We start from the raw sequence: 13,898 nt of genomic DNA, 5'->3' as shown, positions 1-13,898 counted from the left end.
AAAGTTTCGAGGAAAAGCCACGAGCGGGAACGTTTTCGGCCTGGTTGGATGTTGACCCTGGTACGACAGCTCGTCGAGCTAGAGAAGAGGCGACGTGACTACTGTTCTGACCCCCGCGAGCCCGCTGACGGCCGCCGACCGCTGCGACCGCTGCGGCGCCCAGGCATATCTGCGCGTCGTGCTGACCAGCGGTGGCGAACTGCTCTTCTGTGCCCACCACGGGCGCAAGTTCGAGCCGGAACTCAAGAAGATCGCCGCGGAAATACAGGATGAGACGGACCGGCTCACCGCTGTGCCGGCCAGCACCGAAGAGGATCGCTGACGCTCACATCCCGACGAGCCAGGGGCCCGGTCCAGGACCGGCCGACGGGCGGCTTCCCCCACACCCAGGGGGCGGGCCGCCCGTTCTCGTACCCTCAGGCCCCTCCGCCCCTGCGTCAGAGCTGCGGCATCACCGCCGAGACCCGGGTGTAGACGCCGGGGCTGCCCGGCTGCCCGCAGCCGCTGCCCCAGGAGACCAGGCCGATCAGCCGCCCCTGGGCGACCAGCGGGCCTCCGCTGTCCCCCTGGCAGGCGTCCCGCCCGCCCTGCGGGTCACCCGCGCACAGCATCGTCGCGGGGATGTACGCACCCCCCGCACCCGTCGCGTAGGCGCGCCCGCAGACCTCGTCCGGCAGGACGCTGACACGCGCGGAGCGCAGCCCGTACGCGTAGGCGCCGCCCCCCGTCGTATCGCCCCAGCCGTACACGTCGGCGCTCGTCCCCGGCTGGTACGCCGGGTCCCCCACGCCCGCGACCTTGATCACGAACGAACGAGGCAGCGCGCTCGCCAGCGTCAGCACGGCCAGGTCTCCCGACTGCGTCTCGGGGTCGTACGCCGGACTGATCCACGCCCGTGTCACGGGGACCTCCCGGCCGCCCTGTCCGTGCAGCTCGGTGCGCCCCGCGATGACCGTGAGATCGGTCAGTGCGCCGGGGTCCGGGCCCAGCACCGCCGGCCCCAGGCAGTGGGCGGCGGTGACCACTTTGGTGGGCGCCACCACCACCCCGCCGCAGAACTGGCCCGCGCGCGCACTGCCGAACCGTGCACGGCTGGCGAGGGCCACCGCCCAGGGGCTGTCCGACGCGCGTACCGGCTGTCCGCCGACCACCACGCTGTCGGCGGCCACGGGCGCGGGCGCGGCGAAGGACAGCGCGGCGGCCGCCGCCAGCGCGCTCATGGACATGGCCGCGGCGCGACGCGGCCATGTCCGGCTGAGGCCGAGGGGACGGCGCAGAGGACGCACAGGACGCATTCGGTCTCCTGACTCTCCGGTGAACCATGTTCACCCAGGGTCCGCCACCCCGGCCCGGCCCGCACCCGCTCACACGCCGCGAGGGCCCGGCTCCCTTCCGGGAACCGGGCCCTCGCGGCGTGTGTCGTACCGGCGTCGTACCAGCTCGGACCGTCAGTCCAGGTAGTCGCGCAGCACCTGCGAGCGCGACGGGTGGCGCAGCTTCGACATCGTCTTGGACTCGATCTGGCGGATCCGCTCGCGGGTCACGCCGTAGACCTTGCCGATCTCGTCCAGCGTCTTCGGCTGACCGTCGGTGAGGCCGAAGCGCATGGACACCACGCCCGCCTCACGCTCGGAGAGCGTGTCGAGCACCGAGTGCAGCTGCTCCTGCAGGAGCGTGAAGCTGACCGCGTCGGCCGGGACGACCGCCTCGGAGTCCTCGATCAGGTCACCGAACTCGCTGTCGCCGTCCTCGCCGAGCGGGGTGTGCAGCGAGATCGGCTCGCGGCCGTACTTCTGGACCTCGATGACCTTCTCGGGGGTCATGTCGAGCTCCTTGGCCAGCTCCTCCGGAGTGGGCTCGCGGCCCAGGTCCTGGAGCATCTGGCGCTGGACGCGCGCGAGCTTGTTGATGACCTCGACCATGTGCACCGGGATACGGATGGTGCGGGCCTGGTCGGCCATGGCGCGGGTGATCGCCTGACGGATCCACCAGGTGGCGTACGTGGAGAACTTGTAGCCCTTGGTGTAGTCGAACTTCTCGACCGCGCGGATCAGACCCAGGTTGCCCTCCTGGATCAGGTCGAGGAAGAGCATGCCGCGGCCGGTGTAGCGCTTGGCCAGCGAGACCACGAGGCGGAGGTTGGCCTCCAGCAGGTGGTTCTTGGCGCGGCGCCCGTCCTCGGCGATGATCTCCAGCTCGCGCTTGAGCTTCGGCGCCAGCTTGTCGGAGTTCGCCAGCTTGTCCTCGGCGAACAGACCCGCCTCGATGCGCTTGGCGAGCTCGACCTCCTGCTCGGCGTTGAGCAGCGGGACCTTGCCGATCTGCTTGAGGTAGTCCTTGACCGGGTCGGCGGTGGCACCGGCGACGGCCACCTGCTGCGCCGGCGCGTCGTCCTCGTCCTCGTCGGAGAGGACGAAGCCCTTGGCCTCGCCGTCGGTCTCGTCCTCCTCGCCCTTGCCGGGGGCGACGTCGTCGAGCAGCTCCTCGCCCTCGAGGATCTCGTCGGCGTCCTTCTTGGCCGCGGTCTTCTTGGCCGTGGTCTTCTTGGCGACGGCGGTCTTCTTCACCGCCGTCTTCTTGGCGGCGGTCTTCTTCGCGGCCGCCTTCTTGGCGGTGCCGCCGGCCTCGTCGGCCGCGGCTTCCGTGCTCTGGGCCGCCGGGGCCGCGGCGGCCGTGACGGGCTTCGTCACGGTCGTCTTGGCGGTGACGGTCTTGGTGGCGGTGCGCTTCGCCGGGCTCTTCGCTGCGACGCTCTTGCGGGCGCGCTTAGGCGACTCCGCTGCACTGACCATCAGCGTCACACCCTCTTCCTCGAGGATCTGATTGAGGCTGCGCAGAACATTCTTCCACTGGGTTGGCGGAATCTGGTCAGCCTCGAAGGCCCGACGCACGTCATCGCCGGCGATCTGCCCATCAGCCTTTCCCCGCTCGATGAGCGCCATCACAGACTCGGACTCGGCGATCTCCGGCGGGAGCGTACGGGATGTGCTGGCCGACACGAACAACCTCTCGGAACGATGGAAACGGCTTCCGGCCCCGCCCATGATCGGGCCGGAGCCGACGACCGCCGGCTGGGAATGTGCCGACGACGCGGGTGGGGAACCTCGGAGCTGCACAGCGCCATGAGCGGCGGCTGTATTCCCTCCTCGGCTGTCACCTCTTAGGTCATCGCAGGGCTTCGAGGAGCGTTACGCCCGTTTCACGTGGCCCGAGTCACACCCCAGATAGCCCTAAAGGGGGTGGATGGGGTGATTTCCCGTGCAATCGCGTGCGGCAGAGCGTGAAAAGCGCGCGTCGGGCAGGGGCCGGGCTTCGCGCAGGGGCTTGTAACAAGCTGTACGGGGCCGGGCTGGGACTTGGCCGGCGTCTCGATCTGCCCCGCGCCGTACGACCGGCCCGAGGGTGCGGGAGCCTTGCGCGCCGCCCGGGGCCCGCGCCGCCCGGCGCTTCCGCGGGACCGGGCGTCTCCCGGGTGCGGACGCCGCAGCGGGATCGGGCCCGGCCCGGCCCCGGCCGGTACCGGGGCGGCAGGGCCGCGGGGACCGCCGGGGCTCGGAGGGCCGGGTGCGCCCGCGGAGGGGCGGGCGGGGCCGTCGGGGCGAGGGCCCCGGGCCGGCGTCACCCGGCGCGCGGCGGCCGGCCCGCCCGGGGCTCGAGCTCTGGCTCTGGCTCGGACTCGGGCTCGGCGACAGGCCGCGCCCGCGGCCTCCGCCGTGCCCGTACGTTGTACGCGGCCGCCGACGGCGCGACGGCGGCGGTGGCTCAGTGCTCGCGCGGAGCGGGAACGACTCGTTCCACCTCGGGGTGGATGGTCAGCAGCTGCCGCATCGCCGCCTCGGCGGCCTGCCCGTCACCCGTGGCCAGGGCGTCGACGATGCGCGCGTGGTGGGAGACGCAGGGCTCGCTGGGGCGGTCACAGCTGATCGTCGGCGATCCGGAGACCTGGAGGGCAGCGGAAACGATGCCGGAGAGGTGCTCCAGCATCCGGTTGCCCGCGACCTGGATCAGCAGGGAGTGGAACTCCGCGTCCGCACGGGAGAACGTGATCACGTCACCCTGCGCAAACGCGTGGCCCATGATTTCGACCATGTCACCGAGGCGCTGCTGAATGTCCTCGCGGCCGTGCCCGGCGGCGAGACGCGCGGCCAGCGGCTCGATGGTCCACCGCAGCTCGCCCAGCTCACGGCGCTGGTCCTCGCGCTGCGGCCCGAAGGCCCGCCACTCGATGATGTCCGGATCCAGCAGGTTCCAGTCGCTGACCGGCCGGACCCGGGTGCCGACGTTAGGGCGTGCACTGACCAGGCCCTTGGCCTCGAGGACGCGCAGGGACTCGCGGACGACGGTCCGGGAGACCTCGAAGCGCTGACCGATCTCCTCGGGGACGAGCGGGCGGTCGGCGCCCAGGTCGCCGGAGACGATCATCTGGCCGAGCTGCTGGACGAGTTGGCCGTGCAGTCCGCGGCCGCGGCTGCCCGCCGCCCGGCGGCCCACCCGGCCCAACTCCGTGTCGGCGCTCTCCCATGCGGGAGGGCCGACACGATCGGCGACGCCGGGCGTCTCCGCGTAGGGATAGCGGTCCAGTCCACCCGGGGCCGCGAGGCCGGTCTCGACGGGGCGGGTGGCGGTCATCATGGTGTGCGCAAGGGTACTCACGCATCCTTTGTCGGCGTGGCTTCCACGGCCCTTGAGGTCTTTGGTGAAAAGCACACGAAAGGGTGATCGGCGCTCGCTGCCCAATTGACGCCTTATCGGAAGGAAGCGGGCAATTTCCAAGGAGGTTATGACCGTTCGAAGCGCTTCGGTCACCGCATGGTCACCAACGGGCTCGACGGCGCAGCCCGGTGAGCAGATAGGCACAGATGAGGGCGGTCAGCGACAACACCAGTGCGGCACCGACGGGTTGGGCTACGACGTGCACCACGCCCATGAGCCAGCGGTCGACCTCATAGGGCCAGTGCGTCCAGCTGAGTTCGCGCAACCTGCCGGGCAGGCCCGCGATCGAACGCACGGACGGGCCCACCAGCGCCTTCCGCACCAGCGGGACCATGAGGACGGGCACCGCGAGCACGGCCGCCACACCGGCGCCGGTCGCCCGGAACACCCCGGCGCCGAGCAGGCCGGCCCAGGCGCACCCGACGGCGAGTCCGGCCCAACTCGCGCACAGCGAGGGCCAGTTCTCCGGGACGGGGATCAAGTGGCCGCCGTACACGAGGCGTAGCGCTTCGAGGTCGGCGACGGCGGCCAGGAGGGCGAGCAGCAGGGCGCCGGCGGCGGTCACGGCCATTTTGGCGGCCAGGAGGCCGAGGCGGCGCGGGACGGGGCCCCGGCCGGAGGAGAGGACGGGGTAGCGGAACTCGTCACCGAACGAGAGCGCGCCGAGCAGCCCGGCACCCAGGGCCGCCGGCGGCAGGGGCAGGAGGCCGGGCCAGGCGGCGATGACGGCGGGCAGGGGCGTGCGGCCGGTACGGGCGAGGAGGACGGCGAGGGCGGCGGAGGTGACGAGGACGGCGGCGGCGATCAGTGGGGTCGCGGGGACGCCGAGCAGTCGGCGCAGTTCGTAGCGGAGCGGGTGGAGCGGAGTGCGTACGGGCTTGGGGCGCAGCGGCGGCGGAAGGCCCGCCGGCCGCCGCGAGTCCTCCTCGACGGTCGGCTCGGGAGCGGGCGGAAGCGGCGGCGGAACCGGGGCCGGGGCTTCGGCGTCGCTCCCGTCCGCGTCGGCGGGGGGCTCGGCGGCCGGGTCAAGGCCGGGCTCCGGGCCGAGGCACGGAGACGGGCACGGGCTCGTGTCTCCGGTCTCGTCGGCGAGTTGGTGGAGCAGGACGCCGTGCCGGAAGGCGGTCTCGCCGATCTCGGCGCAGCTGCTGCCGTAGACGCTCAGGCGGTTGCCGTTCTCGGTGACGACCTCGACGGAGCGCTGGGTGGCGCGGGCCTCGCGGTTGACGACGGCGGCCAGGCGGGCGGCGTGCGGGGTGCGGACGGCGACGCGGGGGCGCAGCCGGGTGCGGGCGAAGGCGGCCGCGTCCTGGTCGGCGACGAGCCGGCCTTCGTCGATGGCGACGACGTGGTCGGCGACGCGGGCGGCTTCCTTGGAGTCGTCGGTGGTGTACAGGACGGTGCCGCCGCGGTCGGCGTGGGCCCGGAGGAGCCCGTACAGCCAGGCGGCCTCGCGCGGCGACAGTCCGGTGGCGGGCTGGTCGAGCAGGAGGGCGTGCGGATCGCCCAACAAGGCGGCGGCGAGGCCGAGTCGGCGCTCCATTCCGGTGGAGAGCGCGCCCAGGCGCTGGTCGTGGAGCTCGGCGAGGCCGACGGCGTCGAGGACCTCGTCGGCGCGTGTCACGGGAACTCCCGCGGCCGCGCAGAGCATCCGAAGCTGGCCGCGTACGGTACGGGCCGGATGGCCCGGTACGTCGGCGAGAAGGACACCGACCTCGCGGGCGGGGTGGGCGATGCGATGCAGGGGGCGGCCGCGGAAGTACGTGATGCCACGGCCCGGTTCGAGTTCGAGCATGAGCCGCAGGGTGGTGGTCTTGCCGGAGCCGGGGGCGCCGAGGAGGGCGGTGACCGCGCCGGGCAGGGCCTCGAAGGTGAGGTCGCGTACGGCGGGCTCGCGGCCCCGGCGGGGGGCGCTGGTCAGTCCGATTGCCTGGAGCATCGCTTCTCCCGCGGTAGATGAGACCGCTCGGCGGCAGGTCGGGGTACCGCGACAAGATAACGCGACATTTCGGACTTTTTGTGCAGGGTTGGAGGCGCGCGGCCCCGGGTGTCAGACCTCGGGGCGCAGCATCGGCGGGTTGAGCAGGGTGGCGCCGCCGGCTCGGAAGAGCTGGGCGGGCCGGCCGCCCTGGCGGGTGGTGGTGCCGCCGGACGGGACCAGGAAGCCGGGCGTACCGGTGACCTTGCGATGGAAGTTGCGGGGGTCGAGGGCGACGCCCCAGACCGCTTCGTAGACCCGCCTCAGCTCGCCGACCGTGAACTCGGGCGGGCAGAAGGCGGTGGCCAGCGACGAGTACTCGATCTTGGAACGGGCGCGCTCCACACCGTCGGCGAGGATCCGGGCGTGGTCGAAGGCGAGCGGGGCGGGCTGCTCGTCCTCGCGCCCCGGGTCCGTCGCGTGGAGGAGCTCCTCGACCGGGGCCCAGCGGGCGCTGTGGGCGTCACCGCCCGCACGGGGGGCGGGCAGATCGGGCGCGAGCACGAGGTGGGCGACGCTGACGACCCTCATGCGGGGGTCGCGCTTGGGGTCTCCGTACGTGGCGAGCTGTTCCAGATGGGCTCCGTTCCCCTCGGCCGGGAGCGGCGCGCCGGGTTCGTGCGCGCAGAGTCCCGTCTCCTCGGCGAGCTCGCGCGCCGCTGCCGCGCCGAGATCCTCGTCGGTCCGCACGAATCCTCCGGGCAGGGCCCAGCGCCCCTGGAACGGTGGCTCTCCACGGCGGACGACCAGCGCGCAGAGCGCGTGGCGGCGCACGGTGAGCACGACCAGGTCGACGGTCACGGCGAAGGGGGGAAAGGCCGACGGGTCGTAGGGCGACATGGCGCGATCATAGTCGTCTTCCTGACGATAAGCACGCCCCGGGAGCTCCGTCGCAGCCACTTCCCGCACGCCGCTCACTCCCCGCTCACACCCCCAAGTGAAGCCCTGAGGCGGCTTCCTCGACCATGCCGAGCCCCGTTCTGCTGATCCGTACCGCGAACGGCTCCTCCGCGACGCGCAGCCCGGAGAGGCGGACCGCTCCCAGGGGCACGCCGCGCACGGGGTACAGGGCCACCGTGCCGCCGGGGGCATCCGGCCGGATCCCCGCCAGCGTGGTGAGCAGCAGCACGGCGGCGGCCGAGGCGACGGCGGCGGGGCGGCAGGCGGCCGGGTGCGCGACGGGCGCGCTGTGCGCCGTCCGCTGCAGGCCCGCGTACATCTCGGGCAGCCGGTACGCGAACGCCTCGGCGGCGTCGAGCAGCCCGCGCAGCAGGGACGTGGCCTCCTGGTCGTACCCGGCGGCGGCGAGGCCCGCGACGGCGACGGCGGTCTCGTGGACCCGCACCGCCCCGGAGCGGTGGCCGAAGGGGTTGTGGCCCGGCTCCTTGGAGCCGAGGCCGCGCAGGCCCCAGCCGCAGTCGAGGGCGGGGCCGCCGAGCAGCCGGGCGAGCTGCTCGGTCTGTACCTTGTCCAGCAGGCCTTCGGCGAGCCGCCCGCCGCCGAGCAGTCCGGTGTCCAGGAGGTGCGCCGCGCCCGCGCCGAGGTGGCGCAGGGGTCTGCCGTCCGGGGTGAGGGCGGCCGCGGGGCGGCCGCCGCCGTGGTCGTCGAGCCAGAAGTCCGCGCGGAAGCGCCCGCGCAGGGCCGCGGCCCAGTCGCGCCAGGCGTCGGCGCCGGGGCGGCCGCAGGCGTCCAGGAGGTCGGCGCCGAGCAGCGCGGCCCGGTGCGCGTGCGCCTGGGTCTCGGCGCGCCGCAGTCCGGCGGTGCCCGGCTCGGCGAGGAGGCCGCCCTCCCCGGCGGTGGTGCGCAGCCAGTCCAGGCAGCGCTCGGCGGCGGGCAGCAACGCGGCGAGCTCCTGTTCGGGCAGGCCCCAGCGCCGCGCCTCGGCGAGCACGGCCGGGAAGGCGAGGGTCGCCTCCACACCGGTGCAGGCGGCCGGGAGATGGGGTCCGGCGTCCCGGAGCGGGCCGGGAATGCGACCAGCTCCGGGGGCGCCACCGGGGAGCTGGGTGCGGGCGACGGTGCGCAGGGTGGCGGCGGCGAGCCGGGTGCCCAGGGGGAGTGCCATCCTGACCGCCCACAGGGCCTCGGCCGGGGCGAGGCCGCAGCGCCAGGGCACGCCCGCCGCCGGGTGGAGGTCACCGGGGTGGGCGGGGTCGCGCAGGAGCAGCGCCCGTAGGTCGTCGAGCGCGGTGCGCAGCAGCTTCTCCACCCGCGGGTCGTCGCCCTCGGCGCGGGCGTCGGACAGGCGGGGGCCGCCGCTCGTCCGGCCCACCGGGCGGACGGGCTGCCCGGAGCGGACGCGCAGCTCGATCGTGCGGGCCTCACCGGGCTGGAGGGCGAACTCCCACCGGAGCAGCCCGGCGGAGGCCAGGGCGTCCTCGGGCGGCGGGTCGGCGGTGACGGTCGCCTCCGTACCGTCGGGGGCGGACCACCGCATGCCCCCGTCGTGGACGGCGGCGCGCAGCGCCGGCCCGGGCCGGCCGGCCGCCACCGCGCCGAGGTGGGCCAGATCGGTGCCGAGGGTGATGTCGACGGGCACGCGGACGGGCCGGGCGAGCGAGCTGCGGAAGGTGATGCGTTCGGTTCCCCCGGCCCGGCGGGTCCGCTCCACACGGAGCCCGGGGTCGGGGCCGGGGTCCGCGGGCGTGCGCACGACGGCGAGGAACCGGGCCTCGTCCGCGCCGGCGAGTCCGCCGTGGACGGTGAGCGGCTCCCGGCCGCCCACGCGCAGCCGGCAGTGGGACAGGAGCCGGCGGCCCGACTCGTAGACGCCTTCGAGGCCCTCGCCGGTGAGCTGGCCGTGGGGAGCCGACACGGTGAAGTGGGGCAGGGCGACGCAGAGGAGGGCGTGGTGCACGGGCGGCAGTTCGCCGGGGTTCGCCGGGCCGTGGGCCGCCGGGCGGGGGTCGGCGGCGGACGTCTGCCGGGCGTGCTGCGGGACGGGCGGTCGGTGCGGGACGGGACGGTCCATGGGTGGTCTGCTGAGCCTTCTGTGCGCTCCGGACAGCCGCTGGAGGTACGGCGGCACGGGTCATACGACTCCGCCGAAGAGGTGAACGCCCGCCCCCGGTCACCGGTCACGGTCGTCACTGCTCACTCCTGCTGTCGCGCCGCGCACCGCGCCGCGGTCCACGCGCGGACGCGGGCTTCGCGGCGGCGGGGTTTCGGGACACGGGCCCGGGCACGGGCGTTCCGGAGGCGGGCTTTCCGGCAGCGGGCTTTCCGGCAGCGGGCTTCGCAAGGCCGGGCGGCCGTACCCCGCGGGTCCGCACCCGGGTGCGCCGGCGCGCGGGGCGCACATCCGCGGCCCCGGCGGGCGCGGAGGCGGTCCGCGCGTCGGCGGCCGTGCGTGCGTCACGTTCCTGGCGCAGGCAGGTGCGGAGGGCCTCGGGGTCGAGCCCCTCGTTGCAGGCCTGGTGCAGCAGCCGGGCGAAGACGTACTCCGGGTCGGCGTGGAGCGCGAGCCCCAAGGCGACTCGCGCGCTCGGCTCGTCACCGGTGGACCAGGCGACCCAGCCCGCGAGGGTCAGCGGTGCGGCGGCGTGTTCGGCGTAGGCGCCGACGCAGCGGCGGGCGAGTGCGCGCCAGAGCCGCAGCGCCGGGTGCGCTTCGTCGCCCTCCATCCACTCGGCGGCCCGGTCCCGGGTGATCCGGTCCTGGAGGCCGATGATCAGCGCGGCGGCCTCGTCGTGCGCCAGCAGCGCGTCGTCGTGGGCGTCGGCCACCGCGGCCTCGGGCACCGGTGTCCTCTCCCCGAGCCGCCGCATGAGCCGGTGGGCCAGCCCGAGCGTCTCGGTGCGCACCTCCTCGCACTGCTCCTCGTCCAGCATCCTGGGCACGAGCTCCCCGCTCGCGAGGTCCAGCGCCCGCCCCTGCTCGCCCGCGTCCCCGGGCCTGCCGGCCGGCCCGGGCAGCAGCCGTGACTCCAGCTCCCGCAGCGAGCCGCGCACCTGGATCCCCGCGTACGCCGCGGCGGCCGCCATCACCGACGTACCGGGCAGGGCGAGGACGTTCCCCTCGGGCGGGCAGCAGCGGGAGTCGGGGCAGCAGTACGACCAGAAGCGGCCGTCGGAGATGCACAGCGCTTCGTACACCGGCACGTCGAGTGCGCCGCAGGCGGTGCGCAGCCGCTGGGCGAGCGGGCGCAGGCGCTCCATGACGCGCAGGCCGGTCTCGCCCTCGCCGGGGTCCTGGCAGAGGAAGACGACGATGCCGTCGGGGCGTGAGCCGTGCCGCTCGCACCCTTCGATCAGGCATTCGGCGAGCTGCTCGGCGACGGGCGGCCACTCGCGGGGCGAGCGGGGAATGCCGGTCCGCACCCGGCCGCCGAAGCGGCCGCGGTCGCCGTGGAGCGCGACGAGGACGACGGAATCGGTGGGGTGGTAGCCCAGCATGTAGGGCAGGGCATCGGCGAGTTCGGCGGGACCGCGCAGGGTGATCTGCTGGCGGTCGTCGGAGGGGCCGGTCGTGTCGTGGTGCTTGTTCATGGTCACGACGGTCCCGCGAGCGCCGCCGCCCGTCGACCCCTGTGGATAACCGCCGGTCGCCGTTGTCCACAGCCCTGCCGTTCCGTTCGCGCAGCGGGCACCCTGCTGGTGGCGGGGGCGAACGGCGCCGCGGACGGCTCAAGGCCGATCCGAGCGCTGGTCCGGGCACGCGAGCCCGGCACGATCCGGAAGGCAGGCCCTAGGGCCCGCCCCGCGGTTGTTCTCGCTCAGCCCGCCGCGGCGAGGACCAGCGGAAGCACCCGCTCGCAGCCGGCCCGGCGCAACAGGCGGGCGGCGACGGCCAGGGTCCAGCCGGAATCGGTGTAGTCGTCCACGAGCACGACCGGCCCCGGAGAGCGCTGCAGGGCCTCGGCCAGCTCCTCGGAGACGGCGAAGGCACCGGAGAGCGCCCGCAGGCGCTGCGCGGAGTTGCTGCGGCGCACCGTGTGCTCGCCGCCCGGTCCGGTGTACGTCAGGGTGCCGAGGTACGGGAGGCGGCCGATGGCCGCGATGCCCTCGGCGAGTGAGCCGACCAGCCGCGGACGGGTCAGGGACGGTACGGCCACGATCCCCACCGGCCGGGCGGTGGCGTCCGGGACGTTCGGCGCCCAGCCGCCCGGCGAGCGCGCCCAGTCGGCGAGGACGGCCACGGCGGCCCGCAGGACGTCGTCGGGGACCGGACCGTCGGGCGCGTTCTCCGCGAGCAGCGGGCGCAGCCGGTTGCCCCAGCCGATGTCCGAGAGCCGCCCCAGGGCGCGCCCGGGAGAGCACTGCTCACCGGCCGGGATGCGCCCCTTGAGGTCGATGCCCAGTGCGGGCATCCCCGTCGGCCACATCCGGCGCGGCTCGACCTCCACGCCCGGACGCTCCAGCTCCTTCGCCGCCCCCGTCAGCGCCTCCGCCGAGACGGCGGAGTCCAGCCAGGAGCCCGCGCAGTTGTCGCAGCGGCCGCAGGGAGCCGCGTCCTCGTCGTCCAGCTGACGGCGCAGGAACTCCATCCGGCACGCGGACGTGCTGACGTAGTCGCGCATGGCCTGCTGTTCGGCCGCGCGCTGCCGCGCCACCCACGCGTACCGCTCGGTGTCGTACACCCAGGGCTGCCCGGTGGCCTCCCAGCCGCCCTTGACCCGCTTGACGGCCCCGTCCACGTCGAGGACCTTGAGCATCGTCTCCAGCCGGGTGCGCCGCAGGTCCACCACCGCCTCCAGGGCCGGCACCGACAGCGGCCGCCCCGCCTCGGCGAGCGCGCCCAGGGTCTGGCGTACCTGCGCCTCGGGCGGGAAGGCCGTGTCGGCGAAGTAGCGCCAGATCGCCTGGTCCTCCTTGCCGGGCAGCATCAGCACATCGGCGTGCTCCACACCGCGGCCGGCCCGGCCGACCTGCTGGTAGTACGCGATCGGTGAGGACGGCGCGCCGAGGTGGACCACGAAGCCCAGGTCCGGCTTGTCGAAGCCCATGCCGAGGGCGGAGGTGGCGACGAGCGCCTTGACCCGGTTCTCCTGGAGGTCGGTCTCGGCCTGCAGCCGGTCGGCGTTCTCCGTACGCCCGGTGTAGGGGGCCACCTGGAAGCCGCGCTGCCGCAGGAAGGCGGTGGCCTCCTCGGCCGCGGCGACGGTCAGGGTGTAGATGATCCCGGAGCCCGGCAGAGCGTCCAGGTGCTCGGCGAGCCAGGCGAGGCGGTGCGCGGCGTCGGGCAGCTGGACGACACCCAGCCGCAGGCTCTCCCGCTCCAGCGAGCCGCGCAGCACCAGGGCCTCGCCGGCGCCGGTGCCCAGCTGGTCGGCCACGTCGGCCGTCACGCGCGCGTTCGCGGTGGCGGTGGTGGCGAGCACCGGAACCCCGGGGGCGAGGTCGGCGAGCATGGCCCGCAGCCTGCGGTAGTCGGGCCGGAAGTCGTGGCCCCAGTCGGAGATGCAGTGCGCCTCGTCGACCACGAGCAGGCCGGTCGAGGCCGCGAGCTTGGGCAGCACCTGCTCGCGGAAGTCCACGGAGTTGAGGCGCTCCGGGCTGACGAGGAGGACGTCGGTCTCGCCGCGCTCGACCTCCTCGTAGATGGCGCCCCACTCCTCCGGATTGGCCGAGTTGATCGTGCGCGCCCGGATCCCGGCCCGCGCCGCCGACTCGACCTGGTTGCGCATCAGCGCCAGCAGCGGCGAGACGATCACCGTCGGGCCGGAGCCGCGCCGGCGCAGCAGGGCGGTGGCCACGAAGTACACCGCCGACTTCCCCCAGCCGGTGCGCTGCACCACCAGCGCGCGCCGGCGCTCCCGCACCAGGGCCGCGACGGCCTGCCACTGGTCCTCCCGGAGCCTCGCCGACCCCTCCGGGGCGCCGACCAGCTCGGCGAGGATGGCATCGGCTTCGGCGCGGAGCTCCAGGGTGTCCATGCCTCCATGCAACCCGATGGCGAGGCCCGGCGGCCACTTCACGCTGCGTAACGAGTGACGGACACTTGGACACCGGGAGGGCGACGGAGGGGGTGTTTCCGCTGGTCCTGGCTGTTCGGCGGTGAACTGACGCGTCATCGGGGGATCAACTGGGCAGGATATGAGTGTCATACCCGCCCATACCAGACGGCGGTCTCAATTGCTCGTTGCCGCTTGACCGTTGCGCCCGCAAGAATTGGAATCCGCCCCCCGCATCGGCTCGTACGGCTCGGAGGGGCCCTGCAGGGCTGTGCCGCGGTGCGCCCTCACTCACCCTGCCCGCACTGTGGGCGC

At 74.3% G+C, this 13,898-nt stretch carries 9 protein-coding genes; 1 reads left to right on the top strand and 8 read right to left on the bottom strand.

What is annotated here, in order from left to right:
* Positions 1–94: 94 nt before the first annotated feature.
* Positions 95–322 carry a DUF7455 domain-containing protein gene (locus ACZ42X_RS29195; protein ID WP_355356818.1) on the top strand — a complete coding sequence of 76 codons (228 nt, stop codon included), beginning with the start codon at positions 95–97 and terminating at the stop codon, positions 320–322.
* A 115-nt stretch (positions 323–437) separates the two neighbouring features.
* On the opposite strand, the gene ACZ42X_RS29190 is transcribed toward ACZ42X_RS29195, so the two are convergent.
* The 8 genes from ACZ42X_RS29190 to ACZ42X_RS29155 form a co-directional block, all read right to left on the bottom strand.
* On the bottom strand, positions 438–1,295 hold the full coding sequence (locus tag ACZ42X_RS29190) for a S1 family peptidase (protein ID WP_468296153.1): 858 nt from the start codon (positions 1,293–1,295) through the stop codon (positions 438–440).
* A 153-nt stretch (positions 1,296–1,448) separates the two neighbouring features.
* Positions 1,449–2,999: an RNA polymerase sigma factor gene (locus ACZ42X_RS29185; protein WP_468296151.1), complete on the bottom strand. Its 1,551-nt coding sequence runs from the start codon at positions 2,997–2,999 to the stop codon at positions 1,449–1,451.
* A gap of 763 nt (positions 3,000–3,762) precedes the next feature.
* Positions 3,763–4,653 (bottom strand): FadR/GntR family transcriptional regulator, encoded by an 891-nt coding sequence (locus tag ACZ42X_RS29180; protein WP_468296148.1) that lies wholly within the window; start codon positions 4,651–4,653, stop codon positions 3,763–3,765.
* Between the two features lie 160 nt (positions 4,654–4,813).
* Entirely contained in the window at positions 4,814–6,652 is a 1,839-nt protein-coding gene (locus ACZ42X_RS29175; protein WP_468296145.1) for an ATP-binding cassette domain-containing protein, read from the bottom strand.
* Positions 6,653–6,763: 111 nt separating this feature from the next.
* A complete protein-coding gene (locus tag ACZ42X_RS29170) occupies positions 6,764–7,531 on the bottom strand; it encodes an NUDIX hydrolase (protein ID WP_468296142.1) in 768 nt (255 codons plus the stop codon).
* Positions 7,532–7,616: 85 nt separating this feature from the next.
* Positions 7,617–9,662: a glycogen debranching N-terminal domain-containing protein gene (locus tag ACZ42X_RS29165; RefSeq protein WP_468296139.1), complete on the bottom strand. Its 2,046-nt coding sequence runs from the start codon at positions 9,660–9,662 to the stop codon at positions 7,617–7,619.
* Positions 9,663–9,777: 115 nt separating this feature from the next.
* Positions 9,778–11,178 carry a DUF4192 domain-containing protein gene (locus ACZ42X_RS29160; protein ID WP_468296136.1) on the bottom strand — a complete coding sequence of 467 codons (1,401 nt, stop codon included), beginning with the start codon at positions 11,176–11,178 and terminating at the stop codon, positions 9,778–9,780.
* Positions 11,179–11,405: 227 nt separating this feature from the next.
* Complete coding sequence (locus tag ACZ42X_RS29155; RefSeq protein WP_468296134.1) at positions 11,406–13,565, bottom strand: RecQ family ATP-dependent DNA helicase; 2,160 nt, start codon at positions 13,563–13,565, stop codon at positions 11,406–11,408.
* Positions 13,566–13,898 lie beyond the last annotated feature (333 nt).

It is taken from the genome of Streptomyces sp. NPDC030862, assembly GCF_055571835.1.
Note: the sequence above shows the minus strand (reverse complement) of the source record. Positions and strands in the feature narration are given on the sequence as shown.